Source organism: Chryseobacterium camelliae, from assembly GCF_030818575.1.
In the GTDB taxonomy this organism is placed as follows: Bacteria; Bacteroidota; Bacteroidia; order Flavobacteriales; family Weeksellaceae; genus Chryseobacterium; species Chryseobacterium camelliae_A.
Window position 1 is genome coordinate 418,342 of the sequence record NZ_JAUTAL010000001.1, and the last position, 18,434, is coordinate 436,775.

An 18,434-nucleotide genomic window follows, 5' to 3' on the forward strand; every position below is an offset into this window, starting at 1 on the left:
ATCATTATAGCAATGGATTCATTTATGTAAAATTCTAAATCATACAAATCTTGTCAATTTAAGTAATGATATTATGCATTAATTTTTTGCATTAATGGTATATCTTAAACCTGTCCGCAAACTGAAATTAACTGGATTTTTTTCAACATTGGTCCCATATTCGTTTTTTTCAGGAAAGAAGTACCGTACGCCCGGTTCTATATACACCCCAAAATTTTTATTGAAACGATATTCCACTCCCGGGGCAGCGGCCAGGGAAAAACGGATGCTTTGCGGTTTGTAGGAAGGGTCGTTCTCTGTAAATTTTTCTCCGGCTATTTCATACTTATCTGTTCTTTTGGATGCCAGAGCTATATCAGCCTGCCCGCCGGCACCAACATACAATAGAAATTTGGGCTTGTTAATAAATCGGTAATTAAGCTGCACAGGAACACCAATATAATGGACTACCTGCTTTGTAGAATAATTATACTCATCAGATCCTGCATTAACTGTAGAACTGAGCTTTGTATAAAAAACTCCTGAGCTTATACTCCATTTTTTTGAAATGTCTGTATTTATAGAAATACCTACAGATAATGCCTTGTTTTTTCTGATGGTTGAACTGACCTGCTGGTTTTGATTACCAACAACAATGTCATCAAGGTAGCCGGAGCCCGGACTGTCTACAGAAGATGGATCAGAACCAAATCCAGTATCATTGAATGAAGCATAGCCACTTGCTACTGAGGCTGCGCCTGGAATGATTCCGGCTGATAATAAACTTCCCCCTAAGATTTTAATAATACTGGGCTTTTTGTTTTTAGCAAGAATTTTTCGCTTTATATTGATGTCTTCAATAAGTTTGTCTGCTGTAATAATTTCATCATTTTGCTCAGCTGCTTTCACTAGCTCCTGAGTTGGACTTGTATTTGTTAAGTCTGGCCTTATTACAGTGTCATCGATGGCTACTGAAGGCACTTTTGCGTTTGAGATGGATGTACCTAAAGATAAAGCGTTTACTTGATCGGGTTCAGTCCCTTTATCGGCAAAATGCTCTTCAGATTCCTTACCGATAGAACTATTCTCTTCTATATCTGGTGTACCTGTACTAACCGGTGCTGTCGCCTGCAATAACTGTCGGTCATTGGGATACTGTGAATCCTGAGACATGCTTTCATTTTGAAGTTCAGAGGGCTTATCAGCCGTTTTGTTCCTGCTTGCAATTGAATTTTTTTCGGATGGCGAAGGATTATCTTTTAAAAGAAAGAATAAGACGGAAAAAAGCAATAAGCAGGCAGCCACTGATGCTGCCAGAGTAACTAACCTGATGATGGGCGCTTTTTTGACCGGCACAATTTTTTCGTTATTTTCCGGAAAAATGCGGGCTTCTATAGCGTCCCAAAAATCATCTTCATATTGCGGATCATGATCATTAACCTTATCTCGCAGCTTATTTAACCATTTATCTTCCATAGCCTCCTTTATTACTGTTTTTGTAATCGGTAATTTTTTTTACCAGAATCTTTTTTGCCCTGTGAAACTGGGATGCTGAAGAGCTCTCCGCTATACCAAGACGTTTTGCTATTTCCTTATGCCCCATATTTTCAAATACAAAAAGGTTGAAGACGGTCCTGTAGCCATCCGGAAGTTCCTGAATCATTGAGTACAATACAGATTCTGGAACAGCTTCCACTTCAGGTTCATCATGATCACCAGTATCAGGAATTTCCTGGGGATCAACAGATTCTTCCATATTTTTAGTAGACGCCCGCAGGTAAGCTAAGGCTTCATTAATAATAATCCGAGTCATCCATGCTCTCAATGAACCATCTCCTCTGTACTCAAACTTATCAATGGACTGAAACATCTTTACGAATCCTTCCTGTAGGATATCGCCGATCTGTTCACGATCACTGATGTAACGTCCGCATATCCGGATGAGATCCCTGGCATGCAAATTATAAAAATATTTCCAGGCATTTTTTTCCTTTTTTAGAAGGTCATTTACCAATTCCTGTTCATCGGAAATAATTACTTTTAAAGGATTGGCAGGCATAGGCTGATCATCACTAGATTTTAATGACAAATTTAGGTTATTAAGAGTAAAACTGATGTCGTACAAAGATAAATTCATAAAAACTTCATTAAATTTGAGTTTAATGCGTTTTCAAGTTGATTTTTTCATCAATTGAAATGCTAAAAAGGGGCGCATCACTTTGGATGCTGTCCCCCCCTTCATAACCACATTAATCTCACATTACTTAATCTCCACTGCACTTAAGCTTCCTTCACCAGCGGTGCGTTTATTTACAATAAGGACAATGCTTGGGATGATTGTATAGGTCTGTTTTTTACCGACAGACTTTCTATAGTTGATCACCAGTTTCCCATCTGCTTTTTTAACGACTGATTGTGCTTTCATTGATATGTTGTTCTTGCTTTCCTGGCCTATGACCGCTAAAACGTACTCCTTTGAAAAATCAATTTCAGTTGGTTTGGACTTCATTGTTGCTGCTGCCCCAAAGTATTTGTCAAATTCTTCCTGTGTGGCAATTTTTACTACTGCAGGCTTAGCCGTATTGTTGGTGAAATAATTTTTTGCTTCCCGAAACGTTATGCTTACTGCTCTGCCTGTTCTGCTATCCATAGTTGATAGAGCTTCTTTTTTCCTAGCTGCAACCTGTGCAGATGTTGATGTTGTGCTGATTGCTATTGCAAGGACAGCAAATAAAAATGTCTTTTTCATGCTTTTACTATTAATATTGTTAAACTAGAATGATCATTTAGTACGCTTGGGCAATGATGCGAAGAGCACGGTAAAATATCTGTGCTATTTGGCACTCAGATTTTTGCATTGTACAAACTTGAAATGAATAGGTGAAGAAGCGACTACTTTTCCGTCCACTGAAATCTGGGTTGCCTGCACTTCAAAGTTGATTGTCTTTTTGGAGATGCTATATACCGGCTGGCTGGTTACATTGAAGGATACATTTACATTCTTAGTTTTCCCGTCTTCAAGAACGTCAAACTTCATCTGCTCTGGTGTAGCGAAGACATTGATAATCCCTGATTCTGTTGATACAGCCGAATAATCCATTTTGAGTAGTCCAAAAGGCGTTTTGGCAAGTGCGGTCTGCGCCTGTTGGCTATCCTTTATCACTAATGGTATGATCTCATCTAATGGCATCTGGCCAAGCTCTATGCCCACACCACCAATAGCGAATTTGGTTGAATATTTTTTGGTAGCTGTACCGGTTACATTAAGTTCACCCGAATATTGCCCGCCTACTGCCGTTACGTCTTTTGGCCTAATGATATCATCTCTTTCGCATGAGGTTAAGAAAAGGATGGTTAATGCTAAGACTGCAGCTACAGTTTTTGATATTGATACAATTTTCATATTTTAAATTCTTTAAATATTTTAATTAATGTCCTTATTTCGAGTACTCATTTAGTAAATGTGATATTTTTGAAAACCTTGCATGAAAAAAAACATATAATATGTTAATTATTTGTAAATCAGGGTTTTATTTTTATGTTGATGACTGTTTGTCTTTGGACCAATACTTTTGTATGCAGATAAAATCTGTATGTAACCTAGGCTTTTTGCCATGATATACCTAACTCAAACAAATTAGACTTAATAATCAATTTTTAGATCAGATAATATGAATGTGCTGACGTTTACAATTTTGCGCCTACCTATAAATTTTTGCTTATTTATGAATAAGGATAATGCCTCCCAAAACCTGACCGTAACACCTGAATAAATTATCAAAAGATCAAATGGTGTGATTTAGTGCTGATGTAGTAATTATTTTTACTGTGTAATTTTTCTTTAATATCACAAAAGGAGTAAAGCATATTTTTGATGACTAAGTAAAACCATTAACTGAGGAATAGGAAAACTCGGTTGATAAATAGGGATGTGATGGGGAAGGGGGAGCGTACAGCGTGAAAGAGCTTGTTTTGGCAAGGATTAAAAACTACAAACCGAAGGTTCGACAGAGCCCACAAGTCACAAAAATTTTTAAACCTTGACTTGCTGTATCATCAGATCGATATTATGACGGCCATCTTTTGGCTAAGTTTCTCAAAGCATTGCAAAATTATTAGTGATGCTATCTATGAACCGAAGTTGTCTGATGCCTGATTTTGGTATGCCCGGATGTTAATTTTTTTTCATCTTTACTGCTTGATAGAAGAATCTCTCCCATTTCTTTTTAAAGAGTCTAACCGGAAAAACTTTACAGAATGGATGAAAAATCCTGTGCTGGCCGGTAATTTATTATCAGAGATATAGGATAAAAAAGAAAATTTATCAAAAAAAATATTTTTTTAATATGATTGTAATCATGTTTAATATTTTTCGTTATATTTGTTAAGGTATTGAAATTTTGTAGAATCAAATAAAAAAAACAAATGAAAAAAGTTTTATTACTTCCGTTACTCGGGTTTATTCTAATTACTAAAGCACAAGTAGGGATAAGGACTGATGCCCCTTCAAGTACGCTGGATATTGCGGGATCATTGGAAGCCAGTTACCGTGAAATCACCGCTAACAGTACTTTATCCGCTACAGATTATCACGTATCATTTGCAGGTACATCCGCAGCAACGGCAAATTTGCCTCAAATGTCAACCTCAGACGGTTCCGCCTCAGATTTCAGGGGAAGAAAATATTTCATAAAAAATAACAGCTCGAGTTCTAATCTTACTTTAGCCGCGGCTTCCGGCCAGACGATACGGATCGGAGGAAGTAATGCGGCAAATAATACGTATATTTTATCTCCAGGTGTACTGGGCATCCTTACCGCCAATGCGACCAATGGCTGGGATCTTGATCTCGCTGTCAATACCATTCCGGATACCAGCTGGAAGATCACGAACAATGCTTTTAACGGTACTTTGAATACATCACAGACTATCCCAACCGGCACTACGTATCAGACGATCACCGGGAGCAGTGTGACGGTTACCGTACCCCCGGGATACAACCAGTCTATTGTGACGCTTAATTTTGACGGTTGGGGGCATACGTATTTTTCAGGTGTATCCATGGGTTCATTGCGGTTCCAGATCGTCCAGACGGGAACAGCTGCTACGACCTATGGCTCTACCACCATGAGCTCCTGGGCAGCCCCGGTCAATACATCAGGCTACTACAGGTATACCTTTCCGGCAGCGTACTCTATTTCTAATCTGGCTCCGGGAACCTACACTTTTAACTTACAGGTTGTAAGAGAAGGGGAGGCAGGTTCAGCACCCAATGAAGTTGTTATATGGGGAGTTCAAAGCAGAGCGGAAGTATACAGTAAAAATTAATGTTTACCATACAGTTGTTGTATGCATACGCTAACTGATTAGGCACAGCCCCATTAAATACACGATACTTAAAAATAATATTCATATGAAAAAAGTTTTATTACTGCCCTTTTTGGGAATAATTTTGATCACAAACGCGCAGGTTGGAATAAATAATAATACGCCTTCAAGCACACTGGATATTGGAGGATCACTGGAAGGAAGTTACCGTGAAATCACCGCTAACAGTACTTTATCCGCTACAGATTATCATGTATCCTTTGCAGGTACATCCGCAGCAACGGCAAGTCTGCCTCAAATGTCAACCTCAGACGGCTCCGCCTCAGATTTCAGGGGAAGAAAATATTTCATAAAAAATAACAGCTCGAGTTCTAATCTTACTTTAGCCGCGGTCTCCGGCCAGACGATACGGATTGGAGGGGGTAACACGGCAAATAATACATATATTTTATCTCCCGGTGTACTGGGTATCCTTACCGCCAATGCGACCAATGGCTGGGATCTTGATCTCGCTGTCAATACCATTCCGGATACCAGCTGGAAAATCACAAACAATGATTTTAACGGTACTCTCAATGCAGCACAGGCCATAGCCACCGGTAACACATATCAGACGATCACCGGGAGCAGTGTGACGGTTACCGTACCCCCGGGATACAACCAGTCTATTGTGACGCTTAATTTTGACGGTTGGGGAGACGTGGACCATACTGGGGTATCCATGGGTTCATTGCGGTTTCAGATCACTCAGTCAGGAACATCCGCAGCAACCTATACTTCTACCTCAATGACTTCATGGGCTGTTACAAACACAGGAGTATCCAGGATCAGATTTACGTTTCCGGCAGCGTATTCCATTTCAAATTTAGCTCCCGGAACCTATACCTTTAATATACAGGTGGTGAGAGAAGGGGAATTGGGCTCTGCACCTAATGCAGTGAATATCTGGGGTATTCAAAGTACTGCGAAGGTGTATAGCAAGAATTAAAGCATATTTCAAGAAAGAAGACCATAATTTTTACCTGAAAAAAATCAGGGTGTTCCTTAGATTATTCACTGAGTAACTCATCATAATCAACCTATTAAAGCCGTTAACCCAATTGTGGTGACGGCTTTTCCTTATGTTATTTTGCACAGCAGTATCATCAGGGTTTTCTGTCAGGTTATGAACAAAATGCCTGTGGGATCAAGATAATTTTAATGAAATCATTGCCAACGGCTAAATGTAAAGCTTTTTTATTTTCTACAATCTTCAGCAGGTTTTTGAACTATTGATTTCAAAATTTATTTACTTATTACACAGATTAATTGTTCAAAACAATGATTTAGATCATATTTATGTTAAATATTTCTATTCGTGTGGTATGTTGATAAAAAAAATTAATATGTTTGCAACTACCCAAAAACTATATTAAACATGATGAAATTTTTTCCAGTACTTTTTTATGTATGATGTTTACTAACGCACAGGTTGGCATTAGTAAAACAATATATGCCGGCATACTTGAGTTAATGGTTCTTTAGACGTATGGTATACGGAGGTAATGGTTGTTCATATTTCAAATTATTTATGATCATTATTATGAATTTCAGAGAATCCTTTTGATCTCAGAGATTGGCATCCTGTTCTGACGGAAGTAACTCATGCTTCTCGATGTGTTTACTTCATCGTTAGTAAACGCTGCCAATAACGGAACTTCAACCAGGCTGACAGTTTCCGTAGAGAGGATAAATTTTACAGGAAATAACGGATCTAATAACAGTAACCGGACCGGAGTTATTTTATTGTCCAGAGCCTTTTTTTAAGGCCAAGAATAACCATGATATAATTGAACAGTACATAATCCTGTAAAAGATAGGGGGGTGATTCAGATATCTTTTGCAGGATCATAACATTCGATAAAATTCAGGGTTTCAATCAGGCATGTGGTGCAATACATTTGATTTTTGTTTTTTAAAGCATGAAATTCCTAAAACTTGAACCGGAGTAATACATTAGTACAAAACTATATAAATCAGTATGATAATTAATTTTTTGATTAAGTATTTAAGAGCTTTTCTTCCGAAAGAATATTTCTGGCAGATCCCCATTGATGGTAAGCCGGTTTATATTTATGACATCATCATCAATAATCAATTGGAAGGAAGAAGTAAAAGTGACATTATTAAATTGTTTGAAAAAAATAGTATATCTTTTGTTTCAGAAAACAGATGGAAATATTTTGTCAACACGCATAAAAAAAAGGAATATGTACTCATTATGCATTTTAAAAATGATTCCCTGTCAAAAATAAATTACAAGTATAAAAAATTGTCCTCATAGGATCAGGAATCTCTTCAACGGGAACAACAGGGATTCCATGTCCAATATCTGTTTCCGTGATGAAGATTGAACGGGAAGCCTTCCGGAATGCCTTGTGCCGCGGATGGTGTTGTCCGATCTTCATTTCTTTCGGTTCCTGGACATTAAGAAAAATTAATTTCACCCTCATATCATCTTAATAAGGTCATGATACATTTGTTACAGAAAAACAATCAAAATGTATAATGTAAATTTTAATAAGATGAACAACAATGTTTTAAACCAAGGAAAAAAATTGGCAGCAGCGGTATTTTTAATGGCTGCCGTAGTGGTAAACGCTCAGGCTCAGGCTCCGGTTCCCCCTAAAGATCCGCGTCCGGGAATAGAAAGACCGGGACCGGGACCTGATGCACTGAAAGAGATTACCACACTCTCCGGAACAGTGTCCAAAATGGTTACCAATGATGATTTTGTTTATGACGGATTTTATCTGAACAGCAATGGAGGATCAGTCCTTGTCAAGTTCCCGCCACATTTGGGAAGCCAGATAACAGCTCTTGCTAAACAGGGCAGCCAGATCAGCATCAAAGGTATTGCAGATGTTGCACCTAATGGCGAAAAATCCTTCCGTATGAACAGTATTTCAGCCAATGGAAAAACCATTGAAGATACGCCGCCGGCTGTTCCGGAGACACCTCCCCAGGAAGTTGCTGTTACGGAAAGCGGAACCATCACAGACCTGCAGAAAAATAGAGAGGGCGATGCCGTGGTGGGGATCTTTGTGGATCAAACCCTTCTCAAAATGCCTCCGCACATCTATCAGCAGCTAGGACAGTCCTTGGTGAAAGGAGCGAAAATCTCTTTCACAGGGTTTAAAAAACCGGATAATTCCGGTGAAGTGGCAGAGCGGAAATTAAACATCGTACATGCCAGAACGATCAGCGTGAACGGCAAGGAATATTCACTGTAAAATCTCATTGAATCAACAGTAAAACCTGATCAGATTTTCGTAATTTGCTCAGGTTTTGCATTATTACCCTATGGTTTTTAAACAGGCAACATATCATATATCGAAAATAATTTTTATTTTTTGGGCTGTTTTCTGCCTTGGCGGCTGTGATAGAAAGCCGCCGTTACCGCCACCTGTTTCGCCTCCGGAAACTAAACAAACAATCCGGCTAAATGGCAAGGTAACAGCCTATGAAACCAATCCTGAAGGCAATATAGACAGGATGACCCTGGATCAGGGGAAACAGAAATCCGAAATCCATTTTCCGCCCCATCTTGCCAGGCAGATCCTGGATATTGCGCAGCTTAATACTTTCGTTAAACTAAAAGTGGACCAGAGAGACCGCGGTTATGAGCTGATCTCCCTTGCATCGGAAGATGGTAAAAACACCTTTGACACCCGGGGCATACCCCCGCCGAAACCCAGTCCGGGAAAGGAAATCCGGATTAAGGGAACTGTTTCAGGATGGATCAGGAGCCGTCAGAACGAAACCACCGGATTTGTGATCGGCCGGAAAACGGTGATGCTGAATCCTGAAGAAAGCAGGATATTAGCACCATTATTGATCAAGGCTAAACAGGTGGAAGTAACCGCTTTGGAACGGGATGCAAACGATGGGACCATCAATACCCTTCAGTTTCCGCCGGTGAAGGTGAAGGAGATCACCATTGACAGTATTGTTTATAAAATACGCTGACTATGAGAATACTGATTGCCGAAGACGAAAAAAAGCTGGCAGGTTTTATACAGCAGGGCCTGTCACAGGCAGGCTACCAGACAGAAGTCTGCAATGACGGTTCTGAAGCCCTGGAAATGGCCGTAAAGAATGATTTTGACCTGATCCTGCTGGATCTGATGCTGCCGGGAATCAATGGGTTTGATTTCCTGAAGAACCTGCGGGCCTTCGGGGCAGAAACGCCGGTGATCATCATCAGTGCCATTGCAGATTCCAAACAGGTGGTGCAGGGGCTGGACCTGGGTGCAGCAGATTATATCAGGAAACCTTTTGAATGGGAAGAACTGCTGGCCAGAATACGTACCGTGAGCCGTTTTTCCGGCTCGAACGGACAGCAGAAAATAAGGATTGAGGATCTGGAAATCGATATCCCTTCCCGGAAAGTGAAAAGGGGAGATACTGAAATTGAACTGACTTCCAAAGAATTCGTGCTGCTGGAATATCTGGTCAGGAATGCCAACCTCGTCCTCACCAAAAACCAGCTTCTGGAAAATGCATGGAATATGAACTTCGATCCGGAAAGCAATATTGTGGAAGTTTACATGCACCAACTCAGGAAGAAAATCGACAAAGGATTTGAGAAACAGCTGATCAAGACCGTGATCGGGGCCGGTTACATGCTTAAAGGCGAAAAACAATAACGCATGGAAAGCCAGCCGAGATCTTTTTTTTATCAGAGCTTAAGGTTCCGTTTCGGGTTGCTGTTCAATTCGCTGCTGTTCCTGTGCGTCAGCGTCATCGTATATTCCCTGTACAACAATGCCAAGACGGAGCTTGACCGGAGTTTCTCGCTCCAGTTATCGTCTGCGGCCAATGCGGTTCTCCAGAAAACCGATATCAACCCGATCTCTGTTCCGCTGCCTAAAAATGGGGAATTTTTCAGGATCATCTATGATAATCACGTAACGAAAACCCAGCTGATCAATACCCTTCCGAGAGATGTCGCAGACAGAGAAAAATGGCGCATGGTTTCCCTGAAAAAATATCCCGAAAACGGCGGCAGCATCTCGGTGGATTTTGCACTGTCGGCAGAAAACTACCATTCCGGGATTCAGAAGCTGCGGCGGTTGCTGTACATTTACCTTCCGGTTGCTTTTTTAGTTTCTTTTCTGGGTGGCTACCTGCTCTCCGGCTTCTTCCTCAGGCCGCTACGCCGGATTATCCGTAATGCGAACACCGTGGATCTGGAGCATATTAGCCTGCTGTCTAAATCGCAGACCAAGGACGAATTTTACCATCTTACCGATGCACTGAACCGGATGCTGATGCGGATCGATGAGCAGGTGAAGCAGCAGACGGCCTTTTTCACAACGGCTTCCCATGAACTGCGGACGCCCATCAGCACCATGCTTACAGAGCTTCAAATTTTCGATCGGGAATTGCTGGATAAAGATACCCAAAAGCTGCTGGACAATCAGGAGCAGGAAGTGAAGCGCATGAAGGCACTGGTAGACAATTTTCTCTGGATGAGCCAGATCGAATCCGGGAACCTGCGGACCAACAGGTCTGAAATCGATATTGCAGAAATGGTGCTGGAACTTTCAGAAAGCTTTATGAAGCAGATGGCCCTCAACGGCCAGCGGTTCAGGATTGAATTTTCACCGGTGGATGGCGATTTTACTGTATTAGCAGATAAGAGTCAGGTAGAAGTGATCATTAAAAACCTGATTTCAAATGCTGTAAAATACCTTAAAGGTGATCCCGTCATTGACATCAGAGTCTTCCAGAATCAGCACAAAGGCATCGTGATTTCCAATTCCGTCAGCCAAACCATAGAAAATCCCGAAAAGCTGAAAGGGCAGTTCCTCCGGGATACCTTTCATAAAGACGGTTTCGGCCTGGGCCTCTGGATCTCTGATATCCTGAGCGGGAAAAACAAAGCTAAACTGTCGCTCGATTCTGCGGATGAAAGATTTTCTGCAACAATAGTGTTTGATGAGGTGTAAAAGTTTAGATTGACTTATACATGTAGACTGATCATATGACTGTTCTATTCCATGAGATCCGATGATTACTTCCATTTCATATTCCATTTTAACATCATCCTACTCGAAAGTAAATCAGTTGAAATATTAAAATTTTAACTTTTTTGATAATCAGTGTGTATCTGGATACATCAGCCAAAAAGGATGAATTAAGAAATAACATGCTTAAATATCTGCATTCTGTAAAGCAGTCGGAGTATAGTAATCAGAATGTTAACAATCCTTTTGGCATAATAATTTAGACTGATAACAAAATACCTGCGGAATTTGTAAGAAAGGATTCATTTTAATAAATTTATATTGCTGATTATTGAAAAAAATTTAACAACAATAATGTATTTGCATGTATAATTTGAAATTTCTCCTTCTTGCTATTTTTTTATATTCTTCTTGTAAGGCAAATATTTCTATTACCTCTATTGACAGCTTAATTTCCGTAACAGATGATCAGTTGTATGAGAATAATGTGGATTATATAACACAAAATGCTGAGAAAATTTTAAAATTTTCAGAACTGAACAATTATGAGAAGGGAAAGCTGTATGGAAACTTTTTTCTTGGAGTAACGGCGAGAATGCATGGTGATAATGAAAATATGGTCAGATACACTTTTGCTGCGGAAAAATTGGCAAAAGAGTATGATGACAAATATGTACTTGCTTTTATATTTCTGCAGAAAGCAACCATATACAAGGAGGCTGGTCTGTATAACTCTGCACTTAATTTTATTAATCAGGGTTTAACGGTCTCTAATTCTATACAACAATATGAAAAACGAAATTGTGCAAAGGGAAAATTGTTGGTATACAAAGCCATTTGTATGTCTTATTTAAATCCGGAATGGAAACAAATATTACGTATAAATTTAGAGGCGATGAAGCTTCTGGAAAAAGCAGGAAAACCTTTCGGCTACGATTATAATTACTTAAATGTTGCAAGTACATACGAAACTCTGGGTGAACTTGATAAGGCGGAATTTTTTTATAGAAAATCTCTCAAAGTGAGTACCGGTAATTTAAAAGGTATGGGATACTGTAATCTTGCACACTTGGCATTTCTTCACGGCAGGTTTGAGGATGCGACCAATTACGCCAATACATCTCTGGACTACCAGGAGAATAATTCAAATAAACGCTATAGGGACATTGCCGAAATCTACCAGCTTTTGACCAAAATATATACTGAAACCGGCAATACAGCAGCTGCAAAGAAAAGTGAGAAGCTATTTGAATACTATCATAATAAAGAGAATTACACCAATGAATTATTCAAAAAGAAATTGCTCATTCAGCTGCTGGCCAAAGCAGAGCTGAACCAAAAGGACTTTGAAATGGAAGTTTCAAAAAAGAGTCGGAATTTACTTGTATTTTCAGTCATTTCTATGGTGTTGATCATCTGTTTAGGGATGATATATATGAAGCAGGTAAAAAGTAACAGGAAAACCATTGAAAAAAATAATGAACAGCTTTCAGAACTCAGCCAACAGATAAACAATTCTTTTAGTGAAGTCTTAGAGCTGGCCAAAAGTGATGATCCGGCATTTATTCCCAGGTTTAAAGAAGTTTATCCTGTTTTTTATCAGAATTTATTATCCAGATATCCTGACTTAACGATAGCTCAGATCCGTTTCTGCTGCTTACTGAGACTGAATTTCTCCACTAAAGAGGTGGCGCATTACCACCGCCTTACCATAAAAGGGGTGCAGACAAGAAAAACAAGGTTAAGAAAGCAATTAAACATCCCTTCTGATGCCGATCTAAATCTCTGGATGATGAACTTAGGCTAAATCCTGTTTACTATTGCATGATGTCATAAAAATTGAATTTTTTAATGAGTTTTCTTTCACTGATACATATTGTATTGGTGTTTTTTACGTTTCCACCCTTTATAAGATGTCACCTGATATCGATATTGGCAAGTACCATTGGTCAATCCATTATAGCCTACGATGAAAAGGTATCGCTACTCCGTATTCTGTCATCCGGAAGGTACAAAACAGAGTCTAGCCCTCATAGGATTATAGCTTTTTATAATTACACCATCTTTCTTAACTCAATTTTCCAGCATGAAATCTTTTGCAATTTCGGTACTGAGAATGTGGTTTGTTACCATTCTTAAAAGTCTTTCCCTCTGTATACTCTTTCATCTCTAAATCTCCTTGACAGATATTTTTTACCGATTGACTCTCAAACCTGCTCATCGTTTAGATGGCTTTTCAGGGATGTAACAATAATAGTAATATGAATTTCTCAAAAAATACAATTCTTCATAGCTGCCACAATCTGAAGAATTGTATTTCTCAAGCCTGATTTTTTGAAATAGAGACCGTTCAGTAGGGTCAAGAATTTTAAAATCAGCTTTTCTTCAGTATTACTCTTGTATATGGGCGAGTACAGTATAAGTATTGATTTTCAGTGATTTATATGTTAGATTTTTAAATTGAAGTATGATTGAAGTATGGGCGGATCTTTCATTCAGATGGTAAAATTACGTTTGTAGTACCATTGAGGGATAGCATATTTATCGCTTCTGAAAAAAAATGTAATTACTTTGTTACACGTATTAGTCAGGTGGTTTTTTAAAGCCTTCCGATTGAAAATACAAGATCGGACTGTGAACAATATTTTCTCTTTCTTAACTGATGAGAAGTTTATGATTACAAAAAAGTAAAGAGTCTGCTTTTGTTTATGTATTATAAGGCATATGATCAATACATGCAGGAGTAAAATGCAGCGATACCAAGGAAATTCCTGATCACAGATCACCGGTAAATAAGACAGATTGAACAACAATATGATTAAAAAAAAATACAAATGCGAAAAGAAAAAAATCTAGCAACAGTATTCCTGTTGATAACAGGATGCATGTATGGACAAGTTGGCATTAATACAACTTCTCCGAAGGCAACACTTGATGTAACAGCCAAAACAACGGATGGAACCAGGCCTGAAGGAATTATCGCACCGAAATTAACCGGTGATCAGATAAAATCTGCTGACGGACAGTATCTTTCTGACCAGAAAGGAGTTATTGTATATGCCACTGCAGCCGTTAATTCCGCAAGTGCCAAAACGGCAAACATTACGTCTGAAGGGTACTATTATTTTGACGGAAACTTGTGGCAAAAGATAGGTGTGGGAGCAGATACCAGCATCTATAAAGGCAGTGGAAGCCTGTCCGGAAATACCACCGTTAGCCAGAACGGAAATACATTAGCCTTTACGGGAACTTCAGCAAATGCTTTTTCTGTAGACGGAAGCACGCTTTCAGTAGATGCGGCTAATCACAGGCTCGGATTAGGGACCAGTTCGCCCTCCGCTAAATTTGAGATCAATAATTCAGCGATCGGTACACCTTCAATAAAAGTGAATAGTATCAGCAGTCAGCCGTCCAATGCCAATGCTGCTTATCTTACCATAGACAATGCTACGGGAGAATTCTATAAAGGAGCACAGTCTGAGAAGGTTTTCTATTATCAAAAATACAATTTAAATAATGTAAACGGTGATTATATTAGTAATTTTGATACTAAGATTTCGACTTCAGATTATACGTTAATCATCGTAGGTTCCTATTTTAATCTATTTCTGGCTGTTGATACAGGTAACCCCAATAGGAACAGGTTTACTCCGCAGAATGTGTTTGCATTTAAATCCAATGGGACGTGGAGGATTACAGCAGATTTCCCATCCACAAGTTCTTTGGGAGATACAGGGACATCTGTAGGCACACCAAACGGAAACTGGACTATTTATACGATGATTATAAGAAATAATCAGGTAGTCAACAATTCCGATGCTACCTTTGATCTTGGAGGATCTAACACATCTTCAGCCTCAGCATCCCCTGTACCTTAATATGATATTAAACCTGTTTTGGGAGGCGTGGCATTCGGTGGGATACAGAACTTTTGAACGTCATTTTCTCTTTCTGTATTTCTGTAAGGTTATCAATAGATGCAAAAAATATAGAATAAAGATTTAATACCATAAATTTCTTAACCTTCTGGAAACACAATTTTACATATTCAGACTTATTAAAAACAAAATTCTCTATATCAGGAAAGGTATATCGGTCGAAAACTGTAGTTTGAGAATCTCTGATACACTCGTCACAGTACCTACTGCTACAGGGAATTTTATGAAAGAGGCCATCTTATGAGGTAAGATGGCCTTTTGATTTTTTCATGTTTTTCTGCTGCAATGAATCAGATGGGAAAATTCTATGTTTGGAGATTGCATATTGCTGCTATTTCAGGGCAGGTTCTTCAGCCTGTGGTGGGAAAGTGGTGTGCAGGTAATCCACATAATCGCTGTTGCCTACATCCGTGCCTGTGAGTGCATAGGTTCTTGTTGTCCAGTTTTGGCTTTTGGCCCGTGTAGGTATTTTGGAATAAAGAGTCTGGGTACAAAAAGGATAAGTGCCCGTGATAATGCTCCTCCCAGGCTGTGTCCGGCCACCATGATAATGGCGTTCGGGTCATTCACTGTGGAGAAATAGTCTGTAATCGAATTACCGGAGTTCAGGCTAAGCAGAAAACTGATACCGTTTAAGATACCATGAGGGATTTTGGATGGTATCGGTTTCCGGACAATAAGGCCAATCTGCAATTTTGCCGCCCAACAAATCCTCATTCCTCTTATCAAAGTTAGACATTTGTTGTGAGGCATGCTTAAGATGTGATTTGCTTTAGATTCTTAGCTATTCATTCCAAATTATGGTCTTTTTAATTTCATTGACCAGATAAATTTTAAAGTTGTACATTACAGGAACAGCTTTTTCCATTTGGCCACGGTATTTCTGCTAAGCCTGAAATGTATGGCCAGTTCGCTGTTATTCAAAGAATTTTTTCTTTGGTAATCCAGGATCTTTATAATTGTAGATTTGTCGTAAGATTTATGACGTTGATTAAATTGTCCTATAGAAGCATTTTCCGAACCGAAGATTTTTTTTTGAAGATTGATTACATCAAAAGTATTTAGTTTTGATTTTTGCAAAATATCACTACATGCTTCAAGCTTATCAGGATGTTTAATGGTGATCATATCAGTGTAAATTTTTTTATAGTTCGGATGGCTCATAAAATAATAATTGACTTAATTAGATTCAAAATTTAGTAGAATTTTTATGAGATTTTACGATCTCTTATTGTGCTGTATTTCTGCAACCATTTATACAAAGTGGTCTTTGGTATATTGTATTCCTCTGTAATCTGGCTTGTTGTCTTTGTTTCGTTTCGGATGAGTTCTATAACGAATTCGATAATCTCCTTTGTGTAAATATTCTTGCGGAAAGAAGGAAGGGCAAGCTTTCCTGTCTTCTTATTTTCATATTTTTGGTTATCGATAGGAGCATATAGGATAAGATGTTGAGAATAAATCCTAAAGAAATCGTACTCCAGCAGTTTGCACCATTTCAGGATGAAATCCGCGTAGAGGTTTTCAGCTTCATACATTTGCGCAATTTCTTTTTCAGTACAGTCAAAGAATTTACAAATCCTCGTAAGTTCTATTTGAGTTTCCTGTACGCGTTGCTCGATCAGTTTTCCAATGTGTATTTGTTTAAAGTTCATTAATGATCCATTATTATTTTATAAATAATTCTATTTTCTATCATTTAGGCTCATATCTACAGATGAAGTAAATTTCTCTATGTCTATATTGCTTAAACCTGACATACCAAGCTTAATTATTTTTTTTCTGTTTGCTGGACGCTGTAAAATAATAGTCAGCTTACGATTAAACTGATTACCAGTGAATTTCATTCGTATGATATCACTGAAGGGTAACTCTAACTGCTTTTTCCAATCCATTTTTTTGAAAGGATGATATTTCCTGATTGACAGAAACATGCTACTATTAATAACTTCTACATATCGTAAGTCCCATATTAGAAATAACTGTAAAAATATCAGCAACAAAATAGCGATGAATATGAACAGAGAGATCCTAATTTGACATAGCAAGAAAATAATAGGTGTTAATGAGATACAAAGAAGAAGACCAATATTAATTAAGAACAAATAACGGTTGATAAATCGCTTATTATCTATTTTCATAATTTTAATAATGTTCAGGTTTAGAAAACAAAAGCATTGATATTTTCCCTTCTTTATGGATTAAAAACAACATAATTTCTTACTTTATCACATACAGCAGCGCTACGTACAGTTTTCTAATTGTCAAATTTATTATTAAGCTAGGCCGCTAACCTGTATAGAGCTATATTACTCTTGATTTTTGATTATTTTTTCCCATCATGATCAGAAAGATGATTAGAATTGCAGAAGTCATATAAATCTGGTAAATTTTTATCACAACTTCTTCAATATTGTGTGTCCTAACATTTCATATTAGAATCTTTTTTTTTAATCTAAATATTTGGTTATCAATTGTATTGAATATTAATCATACTCTCTCATAAACTCTAGAATATATCTGTGATTTAACTAAAAAGCTGCAACCTCCAGTTTCAATAATTTTTTTCATCATTATAAAATGAAAAAGAATGATTGCAGCTAAAAATTCAATGATGGATAATATTTAATCCATTATAGGAATGCTCCGGAATGTTCCCTGGCACCATCCTGCATTTGTTGCCTGCACAGAAGCAGTATTGCCAGTCAGCGTAAATCGGAAAAGATAATTAACGCTTCCCCAGTTGACATAAAAAGAAGTTGCATCATTGGGGTTGATGGTTACCACGTTCTGGGAGACCATCTGGAAGCCGGTACCAATCTTGTAAAAGACCGAAAAGGTAAAATCTGTAGAATAATCGGCGATCCTGCCTGTAAAATCCAGCCGGCAGGCTTTGCTGCCCACATAGATGCCCGTCCAGTAATTATTGGAGCCTGCATTACGGTTATACAATCCGGAGGAGTAGAGCACATCTATAGGGGTTGCCTGTTGCAGTAATCCACTCGTATCCGTCACCAGCACCTGTGACACGTTGGGCATCAGGATATCGGACAGCACCCGTACCCGCGCGTCACCATTAACATCCAGGATCCGGGTTGGGGAGGTGGTTAAGATCCCGACCTGGGCATCCATTGATAGGCCCGTCATTATCAATAATAAAATCGTCAGTCTTCTCATC

The 18,434-nt window shown here is 38.6% G+C and carries 17 protein-coding genes; 8 read left to right on the forward strand and 9 right to left on the reverse strand.

The window, feature by feature from the left end:
- Positions 1–78: 78 nt before the first annotated feature.
- The 4 genes from QE404_RS01925 to QE404_RS01940 form a co-directional block, all read right to left on the reverse strand.
- Positions 79–1,455, reverse strand: a complete 1,377-nt coding sequence (locus tag QE404_RS01925) for an outer membrane beta-barrel protein (protein ID WP_307445825.1) — start codon at positions 1,453–1,455, stop codon at positions 79–81.
- Positions 1,445–2,068, reverse strand: a complete 624-nt coding sequence (locus QE404_RS01930) for an RNA polymerase sigma factor (protein ID WP_307445827.1) — start codon at positions 2,066–2,068, stop codon at positions 1,445–1,447. The genes QE404_RS01925 and QE404_RS01930 overlap by 11 nt, the downstream gene beginning before the upstream one ends.
- A 171-nt stretch (positions 2,069–2,239) precedes the next feature.
- The gene (locus QE404_RS01935; protein ID WP_307445829.1) at positions 2,240–2,728 is read right to left on the reverse strand and encodes a hypothetical protein; all 489 of its coding nucleotides are present in this window, start codon (positions 2,726–2,728) and stop codon (positions 2,240–2,242) included.
- Between the two features lie 84 nt (positions 2,729–2,812).
- Complete coding sequence (locus QE404_RS01940) at positions 2,813–3,382, reverse strand: DUF4840 domain-containing protein (RefSeq protein WP_307445831.1); 570 nt, start codon at positions 3,380–3,382, stop codon at positions 2,813–2,815.
- Between the two features lie 1,022 nt (positions 3,383–4,404).
- Here QE404_RS01940 and QE404_RS01945 point away from each other — a divergent pair.
- The 8 genes from QE404_RS01945 (at position 4,405) to QE404_RS01980 (ending at position 15,196) form a co-directional block, all read left to right on the forward strand.
- Positions 4,405–5,307 (forward strand): hypothetical protein, encoded by a 903-nt coding sequence (locus QE404_RS01945; RefSeq protein ID WP_307453676.1) that lies wholly within the window; start codon positions 4,405–4,407, stop codon positions 5,305–5,307.
- A gap of 85 nt (positions 5,308–5,392) precedes the next feature.
- The gene (locus QE404_RS01950) at positions 5,393–6,295 is read left to right on the forward strand and encodes a hypothetical protein (protein ID WP_307445834.1); all 903 of its coding nucleotides are present in this window, start codon (positions 5,393–5,395) and stop codon (positions 6,293–6,295) included.
- A 1,576-nt stretch (positions 6,296–7,871) separates the two neighbouring features.
- Positions 7,872–8,579, forward strand: a complete 708-nt coding sequence (locus QE404_RS01955) for a hypothetical protein (RefSeq protein ID WP_307445836.1) — start codon at positions 7,872–7,874, stop codon at positions 8,577–8,579.
- 70 nt (positions 8,580–8,649) lie between these two features.
- Complete coding sequence (locus tag QE404_RS01960) at positions 8,650–9,315, forward strand: hypothetical protein (protein ID WP_307445838.1); 666 nt, start codon at positions 8,650–8,652, stop codon at positions 9,313–9,315.
- 2 nt (positions 9,316–9,317) lie between these two features.
- Positions 9,318–9,995: a response regulator transcription factor gene (locus QE404_RS01965; protein ID WP_307445840.1), complete on the forward strand. Its 678-nt coding sequence runs from the start codon at positions 9,318–9,320 to the stop codon at positions 9,993–9,995.
- Positions 9,996–9,998: 3 nt separating this feature from the next.
- Positions 9,999–11,300, forward strand: a complete 1,302-nt coding sequence (locus tag QE404_RS01970; protein WP_307445842.1) for a HAMP domain-containing sensor histidine kinase — start codon at positions 9,999–10,001, stop codon at positions 11,298–11,300.
- Between the two features lie 913 nt (positions 11,301–12,213).
- Complete coding sequence (locus tag QE404_RS01975; protein ID WP_307445844.1) at positions 12,214–13,125, forward strand: helix-turn-helix transcriptional regulator; 912 nt, start codon at positions 12,214–12,216, stop codon at positions 13,123–13,125.
- A 1,027-nt stretch (positions 13,126–14,152) separates the two neighbouring features.
- Positions 14,153–15,196, forward strand: coding sequence for a hypothetical protein (locus tag QE404_RS01980; protein WP_307445846.1), 1,044 nt, complete (start codon positions 14,153–14,155; stop codon positions 15,194–15,196).
- A gap of 462 nt (positions 15,197–15,658) precedes the next feature.
- Here QE404_RS01980 and QE404_RS01985 read toward each other — a convergent pair whose 3' ends face one another.
- The 5 genes from QE404_RS01985 to QE404_RS02005 all read right to left on the reverse strand — a co-directional run bounded on the left by QE404_RS01985 (position 15,659) and on the right by QE404_RS02005 (position 18,403).
- Positions 15,659–15,973, reverse strand: a complete 315-nt coding sequence (locus tag QE404_RS01985; protein ID WP_307445848.1) for a hypothetical protein — start codon at positions 15,971–15,973, stop codon at positions 15,659–15,661.
- Between the two features lie 129 nt (positions 15,974–16,102).
- Entirely contained in the window at positions 16,103–16,384 is a 282-nt protein-coding gene (locus tag QE404_RS01990; protein WP_307453678.1) for a helix-turn-helix domain-containing protein, read from the reverse strand.
- Between the two features lie 80 nt (positions 16,385–16,464).
- Complete coding sequence (locus QE404_RS01995) at positions 16,465–16,911, reverse strand: transposase (protein ID WP_307445852.1); 447 nt, start codon at positions 16,909–16,911, stop codon at positions 16,465–16,467.
- A gap of 30 nt (positions 16,912–16,941) precedes the next feature.
- Positions 16,942–17,151 (reverse strand): hypothetical protein, encoded by a 210-nt coding sequence (locus QE404_RS02000; protein ID WP_307445854.1) that lies wholly within the window; start codon positions 17,149–17,151, stop codon positions 16,942–16,944.
- Positions 17,152–17,881: 730 nt separating this feature from the next.
- Entirely contained in the window at positions 17,882–18,403 is a 522-nt protein-coding gene (locus tag QE404_RS02005) for a hypothetical protein (RefSeq protein ID WP_307445856.1), read from the reverse strand.
- Between the last annotated feature and the right edge of the window lie 31 nt (positions 18,404–18,434).